This is a genomic window from Sulfitobacter sp. 1A15258, from assembly GCF_043557045.1.
Classification (GTDB): domain Bacteria; phylum Pseudomonadota; class Alphaproteobacteria; order Rhodobacterales; family Rhodobacteraceae; genus Sulfitobacter; species Sulfitobacter faviae.
This window is the reverse complement of sequence record NZ_JBIFFK010000004.1, coordinates 103214-122679: the sequence shown is the minus strand read 5'-3', so window position 1 is coordinate 122679 and position 19466 is coordinate 103214. Positions and strand designations below refer to the sequence as shown.

Below are 19466 nucleotides of genomic sequence, written 5' to 3'. Positions count from 1 at the left end.
CCTTTCGTGCTGCTTTGGCCCGAAGAGGCCAGAAGCCAGCGCGCTTGGCAAGACCCGTGGCCCGCGCCGCTGCGTCAGCCGGGCATGATCACCAGCCGGATCCCATAGGCCACCACCGCCAGCAAAGCGACGCTGGCCAGCCAAAGCGCCACGAACCAGCCCGCGCGTTTCAGCCAATGGCGCATCAGTGGTAGCCCTCCTCGGGGTCGATCTTGCCGCGGAACACCCAATAGGCATAGGCGGTGTAGCTCAGGATCAGCGGCAGCAGCACCAGCGTGCCGACCAGCGCGAACATCAGGCTCTCATCCGGGGCGGCAGCCTCTGCAATGGTCAGGCTGGGCGGCACCATATGCGGGTAGAAACTGATCCCGATGCCGATGAAGCCCAGCACGAAGAGCGCCAGCGCGCAGAAGAACGGCTGCTTGTCGCCGCGGCGTTGCAACCCGCGCAGCATGCCGAAAGCCGCCAGCGCCACCAAAAGTGGCACGATGCCGCTGAAGAGCGCGGTGGGCCACGCGAACCAGCGTTCGAAATAGACCGCATCGGTGAAGGGGGTCCAAAGGCTGACCAGCCCCATGAAGACCAGTGTCGCCACCGCCAACGGCCATGCAAGGCGGCGCATATGCGCTTGGATGCGGCCCTCAAGCTTCATGTTGAGCCATGTCGCACCCAAGAGCGCATAGCCCGTGGTCACCGCCACACCGGTCAGGATCGAGAAGGGCGTGAGCCAGTCCCACCAGCCGCCAGCATAGGCGCGGCCTTCGATCTCGATCCCCTGCACCAGCGCGCCCAAGGCGATGCCCTGACAGAAGGAGGCCACCAGCGAGCCGCCGAAGAACGCCATGTCCCAAAGCGGTTTCCAGCGTTTCGTGCGCCAACGGTACTCAAAGGCGACGCCGCGGAAGATCAGCCCCAGCAGCATCAGGATGATCGGCATGTAAAGCGCGGGCATCACCACCGCATAGGCCAGCGGAAAAACGGCGAAGAGCCCGCCGCCGCCCAAGACTAGCCACGTCTCATTGCCGTCCCAGATCGGCGCAACCGAGTTCATCATCACATTGCGCTCGCCCTCATCCTTGGTCATCGGAAAGAGCAGCCCAACGCCCAGATCGAAGCCATCGAGGATGACGTAGATCAACACCGCTGCGGCGATGATCCCAGCCCAGATGAACGAAAGTTCAAGTCCAAACATCTCAGCTCTCCTCGCCCTTGTTATGCGCGGTCTTGTCTCTGACCGCCGCCTCTTCGCCGACAGCAAGGATCGGCCCCTCGCCGCGCACCGGGTCGTTCTGCGCCGCCCCGTTTTGCGCGTCGTCCCCCTGAACGTCGTCACGCTCGTCTTCCAGCACATGGCCGACAACCGGCTTGCGCATCATCGCCAGAATATACCAAGTGCCCGCGCCGAAGACGAAGAAATACACCACAATGAAAGCGATCAGGGAGGTCGCGACCGCCGGTGCCTCGATCGGGGCAAGGCTTTCCGAGGTCCGCAACAGCCCGTAGACGGTGAAGGGCTGCCGCCCGACCTCGGTCGTGATCCAGCCCGCCAGCACCGCGACAAAGCCGGTCGGCCCCATCACCAGCGCCAGACGGTGCAACATTGGCGCATCGTAAAGCCACCCGCGCAACCGCGCGAATGCGGCCCAAAGCCCCAACCCCAGCATCGCAAAGCCAAGGGCGATCATGATGCGGAAAGACCAGAAAACGATGGCCACCGGCGGCTCATCCGCGTCCGGAATCGTGTCCAGCCCGTCGAGCGGCGCGTTCAGATCATGTTTGAGGATCAGCGACGACAGTTTGGGAATCTCAACCGCATAGTCGATGCGCTTTTCCTCGGGGTTCGGGATACCAAAGAGGATCAGCGGCGCGCCCTCGGGGTGGCTGTCGTAATGCCCCTCCATCGCCATGACCTTGGCGGGCTGATGCTCCAGCGTGTTCAGCCCGTGCATATCGCCCGCGAGGATTTGCAGCGGTGTCACCAGCAAAAGCATCCACATCGCCATGGAGAACATCCGCCGCGCCGCCGCATCCGCACGGTCGCGCAGCAGGTGCAGCCCCCCGACGCCGCCGACGACCAGCGCCGTGGTGAGATAGGCCGCCAACACCATATGCACCAAACGGTAAGGGAAGGAGGGGTTGAAAACGATCGCCCACCAATCCTCGGGCACGAACTGGCCCACGTCATTGATGGCAAAGCCCGCAGGCGTCTGCATCCAAGAGTTCACCGACAGGATCCATGTGGCCGAGGCCAGCGTGCCAAGCGCGACCAGCGCTGTGGCGAACATATGCAGCCCGTCGCCCACCCGTTTGCGGCCAAAAAGCATGATGCCCAAAAAGCCCGCCTCAAGGAAAAAGGCCGAGAGGACCTCATAGGCCATCAGCGGCCCGACCACCGGCCCCGCCTTGTCCGAAAAGACCGACCAGTTGGTGCCGATCTGGTAGGACATCACGATGCCCGACACGACCCCCATGCCAAAGGCCACCGCGAAGATTTTCTTCCAGTAGTTAAAGAGCTTCAGATAGGTCTCTTCGCGCTTCCACAGCCAGAGCGCGTTGAGCACGGCCAGAAAGCTCGCCAACCCGATCGAAAAGGCCGGGAAGATGATGTGGAACGAAACCGTGAATGCGAATTGCACCCGCGCTAGGATTTCGGCGGTGTAACCGTCGAGCATATGAAGCCCCCGCGTATTGTTTCCTGACCTATATAGGACCGGGCGGCGGGAGCGGCACAGGCTAAATTGCCGCAGTGCTTGGCCCGCGCTCTAGCTGTCGAACGCCACCACGACGCGCAGCCCCGGCGCGTTGTCGGCAAGTTCCAGCCTTGCCCCATGGAGTTTCGCCACCCCATCGACCAGCGCCAGACCCAGCCCATGACCCGGCGTGCCCCGGCTGCGATCCAGCCGGTAAAGCCGCTGCAACACTTTGTCGCGGTCCTCAGCCGGAATGCCGGGGCCGCCGTCCGCCACCGTGAGCGTGACCTGCCCCGCCGCCTGTCTCAGCGCGACCTCCACCGCCTCGGCATCGCCGGAATGGCGCAGGGCGTTTTCGATCAGATTGGCCAGCAATTGCCCCAAAAGCGCGCGGTCACCGGTGACATGAACAGGGGTTTCGGGCAGATCGCAAAGCAGGCGTTTGCCCTGCTCCCCTGCTGCAGGCTCGTAAAGCTCAACCATGGTGCGGCAAAGCGCGGTGAGGTCGACGGAGGAGAAATGGGCGCGGGCCTCGCCCTGCTCCACCTGCGCCAACTGCAAGAGCGATTGAAAGATCGCGGCGATGCCCTCCAACTCGGACCGGGCACGGGCAAGCGGTTCGGCGCGGTCCGCGCCCGCAGCCTCGGCCCGGTCCAGATCGTCGAGATGGACAGAGACACGCTGAATCGGGGTCTTCAGGTCATGCGCGATATCGAGAGAGACCTGCCGTAGCGCCGCGACAGAGGTTTCCTGCGCCCGGGCCATCTGGTTCACCGCCTCACCGATGCGCAGCAGGTCATCCGACCAGCGCGGCCCCGGCGCGACCCTTGCGGCCAGATCCCCTGTCGTCAGCCGGTCTAGCGTGGCACGGATCACCTCCACATGGCGTTTGGAGCGCCGGGCAAGGATCAGCCCGCCCGAGAGCGCGATCAGCACCGTGGGCAGCAGGCTTACCAGCAGAATATTGACGAAAACCTCGCGCAGGGCCGTGATTTCGGCCCGGCTGCGCGCGATGGTCAGAAGCCCGCCATAAAGCGTGTCCGTCAGGGTCAGATAAACCCCGGTATACTGCGCCCGCGCCGCGCCGATCGAGACGATGTGATAGCCCTCGTTATCCCGCGCGATGGCCCCGTTGCCGTAAATGCGCCCGTTGGGGCCGATGTAGCTGAGGATCAGGCGGTTCGGGTCGGTCTCACGCGATTCCGCCTCGACCAGCCGCGCGAGCGCGGCGGCGCCGGGGGCGGCACGAAAGCCTGCCATGTCCTGCGCCAGATCGGCGCGGATCGCTTGCTCGAACGACCGTTGGGTGACCGCATAGCTGGCTGCGAGGCTGAGCAGGCTGACGATGGTGAACAAAAGCACCAGCAAAAGCGCCAGACGCAGCGGCATCGACCGCCAGAGCCCCGCCAGCCGCGCCCTCATGCGTCGATCCTATAGCCCGCGCCGCGCACGGTCAGGATGAGTTCGCTGTCAAAGGGCCGGTCGACCTTGGCCCGCAACCGGCTGATATGGGTCTCGACCACATTGGTCATCGGGTCGAAAGAGATTTCCCAGACCGCCTCCAGCAGCATGGTGCGGGTCTGCACCCGGCCCTTTCGGCGCAAGAGATGCTCCAAGAGGGCAAACTCCCGCGGCAGCAGGTCGATCTCTTGGCCCGCCCGCGTCACCCTGCGGCTGATCAAGTCCATGGTCAGATCGCCCGCGCGCAGGACCGTCTCCTGCTCCAGCGCCTGCGGGCGGCGGGCCAGCGCGTTGACCCGCGCCGAGAGCTCTCCGAAGGCGAAGGGTTTGACCAGATAGTCATCCGCCCCGGCATTGAGCCCGTCGATCCGGTCCTCCACCGCGCCCATCGCCGTCAGCAGCAGCACCGGCGTGGTATTGCCCGCCCCGCGCAGGGTTTTCAGCAGCGCCAGCCCATCCAACTCGGGCAGCATCCGGTCAAGGATCAGCACGTCATATTGCCCGGTGGTGGCCTGCACCAACCCGTCGCGGCCATCGGCCACCACATCCACCGCATGCCCCTCCTCGCGCAGGCCACGCGCGATATAGGTGCTGGTGGTGGTATCGTCTTCGACAACAAGCAGTTTCATCGTGTCCTCACGTAGGATTGCCGATGAATTATGCCAAATTCGCCGCCCGTGCAGCCCGCAGTCGGCAATCTCACAAATTTGTATAGGGCGCGGCAAGGCACTGTAAAACCGCAGGTCCAGATAGGCTCCCGGAACGACCGAATGCACAGCAAGGAGCATGCAATGACCAAGACCCTTTCCAAAGCCCCCCGCGCCGCCGCCCTTGCGCTGAGCGCCGCGATGGCCGCCACGCCGATGCTGGCGCTGGCCCCCTCGGCCGCGCTTGCGGTCCCGCCGGGCGGCTATGCCGACCTGGTCGAGGCCGTCTCCCCGGCCGTCGTCTTCATCGAAGTGACCGGCAAGCAGCAGCAGGCCGTGGCCCAGCAACAGCTGCCCCCCGGCATGCCCGAGGAACTGCGCCGCCGGTTCGAGCACATGCTGCCCGGTCAGGATGGCGCCGCCCCCGCCCCGCGTCAGGGTCTGGGCTCGGGCTTTATCATCTCCGAGGACGGCCAGATCGTGACCAACCACCACGTCGTCGCAGGTGCCGAGACAGTGACCGTGAAACTCGCCGATGGCCGTAAGTTCGACGCCGAAGTAGTGGGCAGTGACGCGATGACCGACATCGCGCTGCTGAAAGTCTCTGCGGATGTGGACCTGCCCAAAGTGGACTTCGGCACCTCGAAAACCCTGCGCGTGGGTGATGAGGTCGTGGCCGTGGGCAACCCCTTTGGCCTTGGCGGCACCGTCACTTCGGGCATCGTTTCGGCCCTGTCGCGTGACATTCAGGCCGGGCCTTTCGATGACTTCATCCAGACCGACGCGGCGATCAACCGCGGCAACTCGGGCGGGCCGCTCTTTAACAACGAAGGCGAAGTCGTGGGCGTGAACACCGCGATCCTGTCGCCGGGCGGCGGTTCGGTCGGCATCGGCTTCTCGGTGCCCTCGGATCTGGTGCAGACCATCGTCGCCGATCTGGCCGATGACGGGTCGGTCGAGCGGGGCTGGCTGGGCGTGCAGATCCGGCCCATGACCCCCGAGGTCGCCAATGTGCTGGGCTATGACGAGCCGCGCGGCGCGGTGATCGAAGCGATTACCGAAGACAGCCCCGCCGCCAAAGCGGGCCTCAAGAAGGGCGACATCATCCTGTCCTTCGGCGACACGGAAGTGGACGATCTGCGCGACCTCACCCGCGCCGTGGCCACCACCACGCCTGAGAGCGCGGCAGAGGTCGTCGTGCTGCGCAAAGGGTCTGAACAGACCCTCGACGTGACCGTGGGCGCGCTGGAACCCAAGCCGGCGTGATCCACGCTTTCCCGGCGCTCCTCATGCCGCCGGGAAGCCCCCAGCCCTTCGCCCTCGCCGGGGGCTGGGCAGCCTGCCCCGGTGGTCCTGCACTGCCGGGGCTTTTTATGTGCCCTCGCCGCCATCACCTTCGCCTGATGGCGCATTGTGCATATGGAACCGCACCAGTTCCGCCACGGAATTCGCCTCAAGCTTGCGCATCACCCGCGCGCGGTGCACCTCGACCGTCTTGATAGAGATGTCCATCTCGCTGCCGATCTCGCGGTTCGAAAGCCCCGCCGCCACCCGTTCGAACACCCGGTGCTCCTGCGGGGTGAGCCGGGCCAGAAGCTGCGCATTTTCGACCTCTGCCGCCTTGCTCTTGCGCCGAGCCGCATCGGACTGAAGGGCGGCGTTGATCAGGTCGAGCATGTTTTGGTTGTTGAAGGGTTTTTCAATAAAATCCACCGCCCCCGCCTTCATCGCCGTCACGGCGGTAGAGACATCGCCGAAGGCCGTCATCAGGATCAGCGGCAGTTTGATCCCCCGCGCGTTCAGCGCCTTTTGCAATTCCAAACCGCTCATCCCCGGCATCCGCACGTCACTCACAAGGCAGCAGCAACCGTTGTCCTCATAGCTATCAAGGAACGCTGCCGCCGATGCAAAGGGAATGGCGCGCAGTCCGACGGAGCCCAGCAACCACACCAGAGACTCCCGCACCGCGGCGTCATCATCGACGACGTAAACGATCCCCTCTTGCGACATTCTACTTTTGCACCTCCAACGGCAGACGCACGGTCAGGCAGGCGCCTTCGGCATCGGATTTCGTCACGGCGATCGTTCCGCCATGGGACAGAACGATCGTTTCGCAAATCGCCAGCCCCACGCCAAGCCCCTTGTCCTTTGTAGAGCGGAAGGCGCTGAAAGCGGTCTGCGCGGGCATGTCCGGGGCAAAGCCGCGCCCCGCGTCGGCCACGTCGATCACGATCTCCCCGGCTTCGCAGCGCGCGGTGACCGAGACTTCGGCATCCGCACGCTCCGCCTCCCGACAGGCGTCGATGCCATTCTTGATCAGGTTGATCAACAGCTGCTCGATCTCGATCCGGGCGCAATGCAGGGTGACCTCCCCACATTGATCGTCGATGGTCACGGCGACCCCGGTGGCCGAGCTCTCTGGCTGGATCAGCAGCTGCACCGAGCGGAGGATATCGTCAAAGCGGACCGCATTGCGGTCGGCATCGTCGCTATGCAGATAGTTCGACATGGAGCGCAGGATGGCGCTGGCCCGTTCAGATTGGCTTTGCATATTGTTGAGCACGGCGATCATATCCTCTCTCTCAAGCTGGTCGTTCTTGGCACGCAGCACGCAGCCTGCGGCAAAATTGTGAATAGCGGCTAAAGGCTGGTTCAATTCATGGGCGATGGCGGCGGTCATCTGGCCCAGAGTTTCGCGCCGGTTGAGCAGTTGCAGCGCCGTTTCATGCCGGTGCAGCCGCTCTTCGCGCTCGACCTTTTCGGTGATGTCGGATGCGATGGTCAAAAGCCCGCCCGCGGCCACGGGGTAATCCGTCACTTCTAGCCAACGGCCCGTCGATGTCCGCGCGCGAAAGAACTTGGCCGGGGCGTTGCGCCGGTCGAGCCGCTGCGCGCTCCAGCGGAACTTGCCTTCGGTGGTCGTCGCCAATTTGCCGGTCTGGGTGAAATGGGCGAGCAGTTCATCGAAATGTTTCCCGATGATATCGCCCTCCATCCCGGCATAGGTCGCGCGATATTCCTCGTTGCAATAGACCAGCCGGTCGCTGCTGTCGAAGAGCGCCACCATGGTCGAGATATTCTCGAAAGCCAGCGCCAGAGCCTCCAATGCGCTTTTGCGCTCGGTCTCGGCGGTGGCGATTTCGGTCATGTCGAAACAGGTGCCGCGATAGCCTGCCAGTTCTGCTTCGGCATCGAAGAAAGGTTTGCCTGACATGTCGATCTGCCGTGTCCGCCCCTCCCCCAAGGGCAAGACCAATCGCAGATCGCGAAAGGTTTCTCGCGCGGCGAAGCGTTGTTTCAGCAGGTCGTAATCCCCTTGGTCTTTCGCCACATCGGCTTCGGCAAGGGTCTTGCCCAGATCGAAGATCGGGCTCTCCGCATCGGTCTGACGGCCCCCGCCAGACAGAAAGGTGAAACGCCCTTCGGCGTCCATCTCCCAGACCCAATCGGTCGCGCTTTCGGTGAAGTCGCGAAAGCGGGTTTCGCTTTCCACCAGTTCGGTCAGCACGTTTTGCTGATCCGTCACATCTTGAATCGCGGCCAGCAGATGCACATGACGGCCCCGGTCCAAACGGCGAATGCAGGCGCGCGCTTCGATCTGGCGTCCGCTGGCGGCAAGAAACTTGACGTTCTCCACCACATCGCGCGGACGGCTGCCTGCCATATGCACCATATGCAGGTTGTTGCGGATCGTGGCGCGGCTTCGCGGCTCCACGAAACTCTGCCCCTGCTGCCACATCTCGCGCAGGTTTTGCGCGTCGCGACCCAAAAGCGCTTCCACCTCGGGCGAGGCATCGACCAGCGCGCCCTGCTGATCCCACTCCAGATAGCCGATCCCCGCCACCTCTGCTGCAAGCGCATGTTTCGCCGCGCTGACCTCTGCCTCATGCACCGCGTCCTGCACGGCGGAGCGGTCCATGATCATGACCAAAACGCCCACCACCTGCCCCCGGTCGGACAGCGGCTGATAGACCGCCGCCCCTTGGGTGCGGTCCAGCACGGGGCGCGAGAAATCGAAATGCCATGTGACCTGCCGCCCGGCCAAGGCCTTTTCAAGGTTGTCCGAAATCTCGTCCAGCAGGTCCGGTGGGACGATCTGCGACAGGTGTTTGCCCACGATCTCATCCGCTGGCCTGCCGAAGGACGCGCTATAGGCGTCATTGACGAAAGCATAGGTCATATTGGGCGTGAGAAAGGCCGCCTGCACCGGCAAATGGTCGAGGAAGTCGGGCAATCTGCGCCGTGTCTCATCGGTGTTGGCGGTGTTTTGCAGCTTGCGCCGGTTGCGCATCACGCGCCAGACCTCCGCCACCAGCACCGCAAGCGCCGCCACCGCAAAGACCAGTTCGATCGGATCCCCATAGGCGCCGCCGCGCGGGGCCGATGCCAATACTACGGCGACATAAAGCGCCAAGACCGCAACCGCGCCCCCCACGGCGAAACGGTTGATCGCATCGCCGATCTGCTTGGCGATCATCACGCCGGACAAGACGATCCCGCACAGCGCAATCAATGTAAACGCCGCGACCAAGCTCATGCGCACCTCTACTTTCCCTCAAAAGGTCTGCTTTTTCGGCTCCCCTGTCTATTGGGGGAAACCCTGACAAGGGCCGATTAAACCGCCTCGCAAAACGGGTATACGACGGCGCGCCATAAATTCGTGAAAATATCCGCCCCAATTTCAGCAGCTTATTCCCGACTATAGGGGATAACCCTGACCCGGCTGGGGCTTTGCCCAATTGGCGGCGCAATTTCAGGCCGGTAGCTTGTGCTCACCCCACGGAATTGGCCGTGTGATACATGGTCAAAACGCGGATTTTGCAGTGACAGATAGTGAAACCCCACCCTCGAAGCCCTCTGACGCAAAGGCAGAAAGCAAGACGCCCACGCAGGCCGATCTGATGGAGATCCACAGCCTCTACGCTCGGGCCGACGCGATGGCCGAAGCCGCTGAGAAAGCGGGCAAATCCGACGGTGAAGCGCAGCCTGCCGCGGCCCCGCCCCCACAGAGCGCCGAACAGGGTGATGAATGGAATGACGCGGGCTAAGCGCCGAGACCGCTCACTTCGTACTGTTGGACACCACATGGTCACTGTCGATCCCGCCCAACGAATGAAACAGGCCCGACGTATTGCTGACCCCGAATTTCTTGAGCAATTTCGCGCGATAGACCTCTACCGTCCGGTGCGAGATATCGAGGTTGAGCGCGATTTGCTTGCTGGTCAGCCCCTCTGCCAGATGGCTCAGGATCTCGCGCTCGCGTCTGGTCAGCGGCAGATAGGGCCGCTCGGCAGAGAGGTCCGCAAAGCTCCAGACCGCGCGGTCGAGCGGGCGTTCGGGGGTGAAGGAATGGCCGCGCACCCGGCACCAGAACAGGCTGCCGTCGCGCCGTGCCATGATACGCTCGTCCCAATAGGTATTGGTCTTGCGCAGCTGGTCCACGCCGCGGTCGCGGATATTTACGAACTCTTCATCCGAGGGGTAGAGAATGGCGAAAAGCTGGTCGCGCAGATCGCCGCGCGCATAGCCGAACATCGCCGCGAAGGCGTTGTTGCAATCACGGATGCAGCGGTTCTCGGTCACGACAAGCCCGACGGGCGCATGAACAAAGGCAAGCTCTTCAAAGCGCCCCTGCGCAAAGCAATCGTCGGTACGTATTTCCACCATCTTGCTCCGTTTAACTCTATTTCCGATGCTGAAACCGCAAGCTAGTCGACGGGAGGAGGCGGCGCAACACGGCGCTGGCCCGCGCAGGGAGGACGCGATGCTAACACGCAAGCGCATGGCGGACGCGCCATGATCGCGCGGGCCGCGGTCGCGCGGGTACGGCTGGCAGGGGGCAAGGGCGCGGGTGGCATCACCCGCGCTATGCCCATGCTGACCCGGAAAGGCACGCGCCAATGACCGCCCCCCAGTTCCACTTTGTCCCCGTAATGGGTCATGAGGTGCATGTCGCCGAATGGGGTGATCGTAAGAAGCCTGCAGTGCTAATGCTGCACGGTCTGGCCCGCACCGGGCGCGATTTCGATGAGGCCGCCGCTGCCCTGTCGCGAGATTTCCATGTGCTCTGTCCTGATATGATCGGGCGCGGAAGGTCGAGTTGGGCGCGAGACCCTGAGGTGGAATATTCGGTCGAACATTACGCGCAAATCGCGACGGGGCTTTTGGATCACTTCCAGATCGACCGCGCCGCGTGGTTCGGCACCTCCTTGGGCGGCATGATCGGGATGCATGTCGCCTCTAGCCCCGAGGCGCAGCGCGTCAGCGCCTTGGTGGTGAATGACATCAGCCCCGAACTGCCTGAGGCCGCGGTGCAGCGGATCCTTTCCTATGTGGGCAGCCTGCCCGCCTTCGACAGTTTCGCCGAAGGAGAAGCCTGGCTGCGCCAGACCTACGCCCCCTTCGGCCCGGCGGCAGATGCCTATTGGCAGCGCATGGCGCGGTCGTCACTGCGGCGCCGTGGGGATGGAGGGCTGACCCTGCATTATGATCCGCGCATCACCGTGCAATTCACCGCCTCGGCGCATGAGTTGTCGACATGGGACCGTTGGTCACGGACCCGCACGCCCACCCATCTGCTGCGCGGCGCGCAGTCGGACCTGCTGCAACCCAAGGCCGCAAGGCGCATGACGCAAAGCGGCCCCCGGCCCGGCATGACCGAATTCCCCGGCTGCGGCCATGCCCCCAGCATGTCCAACCCCCAAGATATCGCCCTGCTGCGTCGCGTTCTGGTTGAATTGTGGGGACAATCCGCACCCCCATAGGCGCGATTTATGCAAAATTGACGCTACCGCCCCGGCATTTGCATGCATCCGGGTATTTTTCTTGCGTCAACAAAGAACTGTGCGGTCTAATGCCCCCGGGGCGTATCCGGCCCTCAGAAGGCCGGAGCGTGGAGGACAGGGACCATTTTGGGCAAAGCCGGCATGGAAAAGATCAGAAATGCGCTGTCTCAGCGTGCGAAACGGATTGTCGTGCTGGTCGCGCTCTGCGCCGTTGTCCTTGGCTTTGGCCATCGGATCGAGACGCTGTCCTACCAGACCTACATGCAGGATCTGGAGCTCGACACCACCTTGGAGCTGATCGAAGTCCGCGAGCGGATCCGCGCGGATATCTTCGAGCAGATCCTGAAACTGCGCGAATTGGCCACCGTCATCAGCGAGAACCCGACGATCACCCAATCCGAATTCAGCGCCCGCGCGGCAGAGTTCATGGCCGAGAACCCGGATGTCATCAACCTCGCCGTGGCCCCCGACCTCGTTGTCACCATCGTCCACCCCTATGAGGCCAATCGCGGCGTGCTGGGGCTGGACTACCGCCAGAACGCGGCGCAATTGCCGAAAGTCGAACAGGCTTTGCAAAGCGGTGAAGGGCTGGTGACCGGCCCGGTCGATCTGGTGCAGGGCGGGCGCGGGCTGATCCTGCGACATCCGATCTTTGATTCAACCGGCACCAATGCCGCGCCGGACACGCCTTGGGGCATCCTCTCGATGGTGGTGGATTACGATGCCCTCGTCAGCCGGTTGCAAATCCCCGAACTGACCGAAAAATACGATCTGGCCATCCGCGAGTTGACGCCAGAGGGAGAGGTCGAACAGACCATCATCGGCGACCCCGAACTAACCTTGGTCGACCCGATCAAGCTCGACTTCAGCTTTGCCTTCGGCACTTGGCAGCTAGCCGCCACGGTCAAAGGCGGCTGGCCAGAGCACCGCCCGGACTTCTGGCTGAACTGGCTGTTGCGTCTGCAAGGCGCGCTCGGCGTTACGATTTTTGCGTGGTACATCATGCGTCTGGCCGACAACCGCAAACTTGCCGAAGAACGGCTGCGCACCGGTGTCGAAGCCTTGGACCACGGTTTCGTCATGTATGACGCCAAGGGCACTTTGGTGCTTTGCAACGAAAAATACCGCGAGATTCATGGCTATAGCGACGTGGTGAAGCCCGGCTCGACCTATGAACAGATCGTGCGGGACAGCATTCGCCGCGGCATGGTCCCCGATGCCATCGGCAAGGAAGAAGAATGGATCCGCATCTGGCTGGAAAAACGAGAGAACGGCGCCTTCGAGACCGAGCAGCGCATGCCCGATGGCCGCATCATCCGCACGTCGGACCGGCGGATGAAGGACGGCAGCGTCGTGGGTCTGCGGATCGACGTGACCGATCTGAAAAAGGCGCTTTTGACCGCCGAGGACGCGAACAAGGCCAAGACCGATTTCATGGGCGTGCTGAGCCATGAATTGCGCACGCCGCTGACCGTCATTCTGGGCCATGTCCGCCTTGCGCGGCATTTCGACCGGACCCCGGCGGCGCGTGACCTATGCACCGCCATCGAGGCTGATCCCCAGACCCGCGAGACGCTCTCCCCCAAGCTGTCGGCGACGATGTCCAAACTGGGCGACATCATGCAAACGGTCGAGCGGTCGGGCAATCACCTGCTGACCCTGATCAACGAGGTTCTCGACTTTGCCAAGATCGACGCGGGCAGCCTGTCCATCGCGATGGAGCCGGTGCAGATCGACGATATCGTCACCCCGACCGCAGATCAGCTGCGCCCGATGGTCGAAGACAAAGGGCTGGAGTTAAAGGTGAAATCGGCCAGCGGCGTGATGCTGGCCGATGGCAAACGCATTCAGCAAGTGTTGATCAACCTGCTAAGCAATGCGACGAAATTCTCCGACGAAGGGACCATCTCGCTGACCTGCCGCATCCGGGGGGAGGTGGTGGAATTCCGCGTGACGGATTCCGGCATCGGCATCCCCGAAGATGAACTGGAGCGCGTTTTCGAACCCTTCCATCAGGTCGATTCCACCGCCACCCGGCGCTTTGGCGGCACCGGGCTGGGCCTTGCCATTTCGCGCGACATCGCCACCGCCCATGGCGGCAGCCTTGTCGCCACCAGCATCATGGGCAAGGGCAGTAGCTTTTTGCTGACCCTGCCTCTGCGCCCTGCCCTTGCCCTCGCCGCCGCCGAAGCGCGGGAGGCCGAATTGGCCTGAAGGCCGCGCGTCGGCGCTTCGAGATCGCGGCTCACCGCGCGGGCAGGTGCTCCACCACTTGGTCCTGCTCGCCCAGCCCTTGCACACCCAGCCGAACCCGGTCGCCGGGGCTGAGATAGCGTTGCGGTTTCAGCCCCATGCCCACGCCCGGCGGGGTGCCCGTGCAGATCAGGTCGCCCGGCTCCAACTGGATGAATTCGGACATATAGGAGATAATCGTCGCCACATCGAAGATCATCTTTTCGGTAGAACCATCTTGCAGCCGCTCGCCATTGATCTCGGTCCAGAGCGACAGCTTGCCGGGATCGCCCAACTCATCCCCCGTCACCAAAAGCGGCCCTGTAGGGCAGAAGTTGGGAAAGCTCTTGCCCTTGACCCATTGCCCGCCCCGCTCGGCCTGCCACGCGCGCTCGGACACGTCATTGACGACGCAATAGCCCAGCACATGATCCAACGCCTGATCGCGGCTGACGTTCAGCGTGGTACGCCCGATTACCACGCCCAACTCGACCTCCCAATCAAGCTTGCTCACCTCCTTGGAATAGAGAAGCGGATCGTTCGGCCCGCAATAGGTGCGGCTGGCCTTATTGAACAGGATCGGCTCGCGCGGCACCTCCATGCCCGACTCCGCCGCATGGTCGGAATAGTTCAACCCGACGCCCCAGATGTTGCGCGGCTGGCTGACCGGTGCGGCGATGCGCTGGCCTTGGGTCTGGGCCAGCGGCAGCCCTTCCAGATCGACACCGTCCAGCACCTCGCGCAAAGTCGGGATCGTCTCGGGCGTGAAGTCCGGCACAAGGCTGCTGACATCGCGCGCCTGCCCTGCCGCATCCAGCACCACCGGCGTTTTCGCGCCGTCCCGCGCCCCGTATCGCATCAATTGCATGGTCAAATCTCCCCTCTTCGCAACCCTCGTTGGCCGTACCATAGCTGCTCGATTTACGATGGCCACCGCTTTGCAAAGTGGCGCACTCACCCCCTGCCAATCGGCATCCATCTGCTTACCGGGGTGAAAAGACTTGTTCTTGCCCCAATTTAGCCGTTGCGGCATTGGCAGCGGTGCCCGAGGGGGATACCTTGGGTGAACATCTGCCCACGCGCCAAGACAGATGCAAAGATCACGACAGAGGCAAATATGAACGACTTTTACAACGCTCTGGCGGATTTCGACGATCCGCTGCGGCAACTCTATATGCTTGCTGTCGAACCTGACCTCTCTGTCGAAGACAAGATCGCCAAGCTTTTGCAACTGGGCACAGAGGCGCTTGACCTCGAACTTGGCATCGTCTCCCGCGTGGATCACCCGGTCTATGAATGCGTCTATGTCCATGGGCCCGATTGGGCACCCGCCCCCGGCAGCACCTTCGACATCAATGGCACCTATTGCCTGCATACGCTTGGCAACGACGATGTGACCTCTTTTCACCACGCGGGCCAACAAGAGATTTCGGCCCATCCCTGCTATGAGAACTTTGGGCTGGAAAGCTACATTGGGGCACCGCTGAAAATCGGCGATGCGCTCTTTGGGACGTTGAACTTTTCCGGCACCGCCCCGCGCCCCGCCCCGTTCAGCAAGGCGCAGACCCAATTCGTTCAATTCCTCGCCCGCTGGCTGAGCAGCGAGCTCTCGCGGCAATCCGAGCGCCGCGCGCTGCGCGAACAGCGCGGGCTGCTCAAGGCGATGGTCGATGCCGTGCCCGAGGCCATCATCATGGCCGATCCCAACCGTCGCGTGGCCATGGTGAACCCGGCGGTTGAAACACTGTTCGGCTACGCCCCTGACGCGCTTTTGGGGCGGCAAACGGCGGTTCTTTACGAGACCCTCGGCAGCTATGAACGTGTCGGCGAAGAGCTGTCAAATGCCGGCACCACCAGCAAAGAGAGCGGATTTTCCGTCGCCTGTCGCCGCGCCGATGGCACGACCTTCGAAGGCCAAGTCGCCACCGCCAAGGTCGAGACTGACCGCGGTGAGCATCTGGGCTATCTTGGCGTGGTGCGCGACGTCAGCGAACAGCGCGAGTTTGAACGCGCCAAGGACCAGCTTATCGCCACCGTCAGCCATGAGATGAAAACCCCGCTGACCGCGCTGACCGGGGCGCTGCGCCTGCTTGAGTTGAACCCGGACGATCTGCCGCCGCAAAAGCGCAAATTGTTGCAGCTCGCGATGCGCAACGCGCGGGCGATCGATCAGATGGTGGGGGATATTCTGGATGTCGAAACCCTGCGCAGACCGGATCAATCGGGGTTTTCCGAACGCCCCTTGGCACCGCTCTTGGCCCAAGCCTCGGAGACCTTGGTCTCCTACGCGAAAGAGCGCGGCGTTGGCTTGGAAATGACCCCCTCCGAGGCCCCCGCACCGCTGTTGCGGCTGCACGAAGGGCGGCTCACGCGGTTGTTGTCAAACCTGCTGTCCAACGCGATCAAAGCCTCGGACGAAGGCGGCACGGTTCAGCTTGGTCTTTCGGAGGATGGCACCGGGTTCTGGGTCAAAGACCACGGCAGCGGCCTGCCTTTGGAACTGCAACCGGTTCTTTTCGAACGGTTTTCCCGGGGCTCCAGCTACCGGGTCAAAGAGGGGCATGGGCTGGGCATGAGCATCGTCAAAGCCATTGTCGACCAGCACCTTGGAGAAATCCGCTTTGAAACCGCCGAGGGCGAAGGCACGACCTTTTTCGTGAATTTTCCGCCGCTCGAAGGGCGGCCGGATGCGATGGCCGCCTCCTGACGGCGCATCGCGGCCCCGGGTAGCGTCAAGTCAGAAAAGCCCGAAGCGCGTGGAGCGTGCGGTCGATCCCGGCGGCGGTGGTCAGCACCCCCGGCGACATGCGCAGGGTCTGGCTGCGGTTGTCGACGTAAATCTCCAGCGCCGCCAATTGCGCCACCACATCCGCCGCGTCGATGTGATCGGGCAGAACCACCATGAGACTGCCGCCCCGCTGGTCCGGGTCCGCCGGGCTGGCAAGGGTCAGGCCCATCCCCTCAAGCCCCGCCTGTAGCTGCGCGGTCAGCTTGCGGTTATGCGCGGCCAGTGCTTCGGTGTTCTGCCCCATGCGCCATTTCATCGCTGGCAAGCTCGCCACCGCAGGAACGGTCGAAGGCGTGCCACTGTCGAGCCGCCGAATGTCGGGCGCGAATTCGAAAGCGTCCAGGTCCCATGAGAACGGATTGCCTTGCGAGAACCAGCCGCGCATCTCGGGCTGGCACTGCGGGATCAGATCGGCATCCATATAGACGATCCCCGCCCCCGGCGTGCCGCACATCCATTTGAGGCTGGTCGACAGGGCGAAATCGACGCGCGGCGCGGTCACGTCATAGGGCAGCAGCCCCACGGCCTGCGTCATATCCACCCCGATGAGCGATCCCATCTTGCGGCCATGCGCCACCAATTGCGGGATGTCCAACCGGTGCGAGGTCGTCGAGCTGACCCAAGTGAGCAGGGCCAGCGCCACCTCCTCATCCCAATGGGCGATGATGTCTTCGGCCTCGACCCAGTGCCCCCCTTGCCGGATCGGCACAGTGTTCAACGTGAAACCAAACCGCTTCGACAGGCCGGTGAGCAGGAAGTGCAGAGAGGGGAAACCATCCTCTGCCACCAAGACCTTCTTGCCGCGCAGGGTGCCTTCGGGCAGCGCACCGATGACGGCCATCAGCCCAGTGGTGACGCTCTCTGTCGTGGTGACGGTGCCCTTCGGCGCGCCGATCAACTCGGCCCAGAGGTCAATGAACTGCTGGCGTTTGGGCAAGACATCGGCCCATTGGTCGCCGTTGGGCGCGGCCCATGCATCGGTGAAATCGGTGAGCCCGGCCAGCATATCCGCATGTTTGCCGGGGTATTGGCCGATGGAGTGATAAAGGAGATAGGCGTCGCCCGTTCCTGTTTCTGTGGACATTGTAATCTCCGTAGGGTGTTGGCCGCGCAGGCGCGCGGGGCGGTAGTTTTGTGGGGGGATGGACAGCTTCGGCTCAGCGGTAGCCGCGCTTGTAATGCTGTTCTAGCCAGCCGGTGAAACGGACCATTGGCCAAAGGATCGCGATGTAGATCAGCGCGGCCAGCAGCAGCGGCGTCGGATTGGCGAAAAGCGCCTGCGCGTCGGTGGCCTGTTTCAGCAGATCATCCATCGCCACGACCGAGGCCAGCGAAGTGTCTTTCATAATCGCCACCGCATAGGAGGCCAGCGGCGGGATCATCATCCGAAATGCCTGCGGCAGGATCACCTTGCGCATGGTGGTAAAGAAAGACAGGCCAAGCGCATCGCAGGCCTCAAACTGGCCGCGCGGCACGGCTTCGATCCCGGCGCGCACGACCTCTGCCGTATAGGCCGCCAGCACCAGCGCCAGCGCAATGGTCGCCCCCACGAATGAGGAAAAGACGATGCCCGCGAAGGGCAGTGCGTAATAGACGAGGATCAGCACCACCAACACCGGAATGGCGCGGAAGATATCCGTATACAGAACCGCCAGCAGCCGGAACGGCTTGGCCGCATAGAGCCGCACCAGACAGACCAGAACGCCGAGGATTCCGCCAAAGAAAATCGCCGAAGCGCCCAGCAGAATGGTGTTGAGCAGCCCGCGCATCAAGATCGGGAAAGCGCGGCGCATCACGTCGAGATTGAAGAAGATGTCGATGATTTCCATTGCGCAGTCCGTCAGTTTGATCGCAGGGAGCCAGCCATGGGCCGCAAGTAGGGCAACGCCCCACCCGCGGCCCGATGGGTATCAGTCAGCCGAGGTCGGCACCGGCAACGGGGTCACCGCAAGGCTACCTTCGGCAGGTGCCACGCCGAGCCACTTTTCATAGAGCGCCGCCATGGTGCCGTCCTCTTTCATGGAAGAGATCGCATCGTTGACCGCCTCCAGATGCTCAGAGCCCTTGGGCATCATAATCGCGAATTTATCGCCCGTCGGAATCTCGACCGAGACCTGCAAGCCCTGCATCGTCGGCTGGGCAAAGGCGTAGCGCAGGCTGACGATATCGTTCACCGCGGCATCGATCCGGCCACTGCGCAGATCGGTCAGCATATTGGCGGTGGTGTCATAGCTGGAATAGGATTTATAGCCGAGCTCATCCTCCCGTTCTTTCAACCAATTCTCCGGGAAAGAGGTGGCGATGGAACCGATGCGCTTGCCCTCCAGCCCGTCAAGATCGGCAATCCCGGCGTCGGTCTTGGTGCCGACCCCCAATGCGCCCGAGAAATAGGGCTGCGTGAAAGACTGCGCCTCAAGCCGTTCATCGGTGATGGTGAGCGATGAGATCACCGCATCGACCCGGCCCGAGGCGGTGGCCACGAAAAGCGCGCGGAAGTCGTAGCCGCTGATGTCGGTCGTCTTGCCAAGCCGGGCCGCGACCTCATTGATGATGTCGACCTCGAACCCCTCGAAGGCACCCGCTTCGTTCTTGAACTCCCACGGCGGGTTCGCCGGGTAAGAGCCGATTTTTAGCACGTCCTGCGCCATGGCAGAGACGCCCGACAGTGTCGTCAGCGCCGCGACGGTGAGGCCAACGATCAGATTATTTTTCAGATTCATGTTTTGCTCCCTGTGAACACCCCCGCGCAGCGCGGCAAGCTTTCCCCTATTGGCTGCCAGTTTTCGTATACGAATTCAATTGAATTTTGCAAGTATGCAAACTTATACCTAGCCATAAGCATATTTCTTGCGCATGCTCGGCT

General features: G+C 62.9%; 17 protein-coding genes. 5 read left to right on the top strand and 12 right to left on the bottom strand.

Annotated elements, in window-relative coordinates:
- Window positions 1–74 precede the first annotated feature (74 nt).
- The 5 genes from ACGYK9_RS10145 to ACGYK9_RS10125 all read right to left on the bottom strand — a co-directional run bounded on the left by ACGYK9_RS10145 (window position 75) and on the right by ACGYK9_RS10125 (window position 4780).
- Window positions 75–185, bottom strand: a complete 111-nt coding sequence (locus ACGYK9_RS10145; protein ID WP_136720396.1) for a DUF2474 family protein — start codon at window positions 183–185, stop codon at window positions 75–77.
- The gene (gene cydB, locus ACGYK9_RS10140) at window positions 185–1192 is read right to left on the bottom strand and encodes a cytochrome d ubiquinol oxidase subunit II (protein WP_209218325.1); all 1008 of its coding nucleotides are present in this window, start codon (window positions 1190–1192) and stop codon (window positions 185–187) included. The genes ACGYK9_RS10145 and cydB overlap by 1 nt, the downstream gene beginning before the upstream one ends.
- Before the next feature lies 1 nt (window position 1193).
- Window positions 1194–2672 carry a cytochrome ubiquinol oxidase subunit I gene (locus ACGYK9_RS10135; protein ID WP_394410604.1) on the bottom strand — a complete coding sequence of 493 codons (1479 nt, stop codon included), beginning with the start codon at window positions 2670–2672 and terminating at the stop codon, window positions 1194–1196.
- 90 nt (window positions 2673–2762) lie between these two features.
- A complete protein-coding gene (locus ACGYK9_RS10130; RefSeq protein WP_394410607.1) occupies window positions 2763–4112 on the bottom strand; it encodes a sensor histidine kinase in 1350 nt (449 codons plus the stop codon).
- The gene (locus tag ACGYK9_RS10125) at window positions 4109–4780 is read right to left on the bottom strand and encodes a response regulator (protein WP_394410610.1); all 672 of its coding nucleotides are present in this window, start codon (window positions 4778–4780) and stop codon (window positions 4109–4111) included. Before ACGYK9_RS10125 ends, ACGYK9_RS10130 begins: the two co-directional genes overlap by 4 nt.
- Before the next feature lie 162 nt (window positions 4781–4942).
- On the opposite strand from ACGYK9_RS10125, the gene ACGYK9_RS10120 reads away from it, so the two are divergent.
- Window positions 4943–6064 (top strand): Do family serine endopeptidase, encoded by a 1122-nt coding sequence (locus ACGYK9_RS10120; protein ID WP_394410613.1) that lies wholly within the window; start codon window positions 4943–4945, stop codon window positions 6062–6064.
- Between the two features lie 105 nt (window positions 6065–6169).
- On the opposite strand, the gene ACGYK9_RS10115 is transcribed toward ACGYK9_RS10120, so the two are convergent.
- Entirely contained in the window at window positions 6170–6808 is a 639-nt protein-coding gene (locus ACGYK9_RS10115; protein ID WP_394410616.1) for a response regulator transcription factor, read from the bottom strand.
- A gap of 1 nt (window position 6809) precedes the next feature.
- Entirely contained in the window at window positions 6810–9335 is a 2526-nt protein-coding gene (locus ACGYK9_RS10110; RefSeq protein ID WP_394410619.1) for a PAS domain-containing protein, read from the bottom strand.
- A 286-nt stretch (window positions 9336–9621) separates the two neighbouring features.
- On the opposite strand from ACGYK9_RS10110, the gene ACGYK9_RS10105 reads away from it, so the two are divergent.
- Window positions 9622–9846 (top strand): hypothetical protein, encoded by a 225-nt coding sequence (locus tag ACGYK9_RS10105; RefSeq protein ID WP_394403211.1) that lies wholly within the window; start codon window positions 9622–9624, stop codon window positions 9844–9846.
- 13 nt (window positions 9847–9859) lie between these two features.
- On the opposite strand, the gene ACGYK9_RS10100 is transcribed toward ACGYK9_RS10105, so the two are convergent.
- Window positions 9860–10465 carry a helix-turn-helix transcriptional regulator gene (locus tag ACGYK9_RS10100; RefSeq protein ID WP_067265514.1) on the bottom strand — a complete coding sequence of 202 codons (606 nt, stop codon included), beginning with the start codon at window positions 10463–10465 and terminating at the stop codon, window positions 9860–9862.
- A gap of 233 nt (window positions 10466–10698) precedes the next feature.
- On the opposite strand from ACGYK9_RS10100, the gene ACGYK9_RS10095 reads away from it, so the two are divergent.
- Complete coding sequence (locus tag ACGYK9_RS10095; RefSeq protein ID WP_394410622.1) at window positions 10699–11562, top strand: alpha/beta fold hydrolase; 864 nt, start codon at window positions 10699–10701, stop codon at window positions 11560–11562.
- 162 nt (window positions 11563–11724) lie between these two features.
- Entirely contained in the window at window positions 11725–13797 is a 2073-nt protein-coding gene (locus ACGYK9_RS10090; RefSeq protein ID WP_394410625.1) for an ATP-binding protein, read from the top strand.
- Between the two features lie 31 nt (window positions 13798–13828).
- On the opposite strand, the gene ACGYK9_RS10085 is transcribed toward ACGYK9_RS10090, so the two are convergent.
- On the bottom strand, window positions 13829–14683 hold the full coding sequence (locus ACGYK9_RS10085) for a fumarylacetoacetate hydrolase family protein (RefSeq protein ID WP_394410628.1): 855 nt from the start codon (window positions 14681–14683) through the stop codon (window positions 13829–13831).
- A 249-nt stretch (window positions 14684–14932) separates the two neighbouring features.
- Here ACGYK9_RS10085 and ACGYK9_RS10080 point away from each other — a divergent pair, with 249 nt between their 5' ends.
- On the top strand, window positions 14933–16522 hold the full coding sequence (locus ACGYK9_RS10080) for an ATP-binding protein (RefSeq protein WP_394410631.1): 1590 nt from the start codon (window positions 14933–14935) through the stop codon (window positions 16520–16522).
- A gap of 25 nt (window positions 16523–16547) precedes the next feature.
- Here ACGYK9_RS10080 and ACGYK9_RS10075 read toward each other — a convergent pair whose 3' ends face one another.
- From ACGYK9_RS10075 to ACGYK9_RS10065, 3 genes are all read right to left on the bottom strand, one after another.
- Window positions 16548–17687, bottom strand: coding sequence for an aminotransferase class V-fold PLP-dependent enzyme (locus ACGYK9_RS10075; protein ID WP_394410635.1), 1140 nt, complete (start codon window positions 17685–17687; stop codon window positions 16548–16550).
- 73 nt (window positions 17688–17760) lie between these two features.
- A complete protein-coding gene (locus ACGYK9_RS10070; RefSeq protein WP_067265504.1) occupies window positions 17761–18432 on the bottom strand; it encodes an amino acid ABC transporter permease in 672 nt (223 codons plus the stop codon).
- 81 nt (window positions 18433–18513) lie between these two features.
- Complete coding sequence (locus tag ACGYK9_RS10065) at window positions 18514–19323, bottom strand: ABC transporter substrate-binding protein (protein WP_394410638.1); 810 nt, start codon at window positions 19321–19323, stop codon at window positions 18514–18516.
- Window positions 19324–19466: the final 143 nt, after the last annotated feature.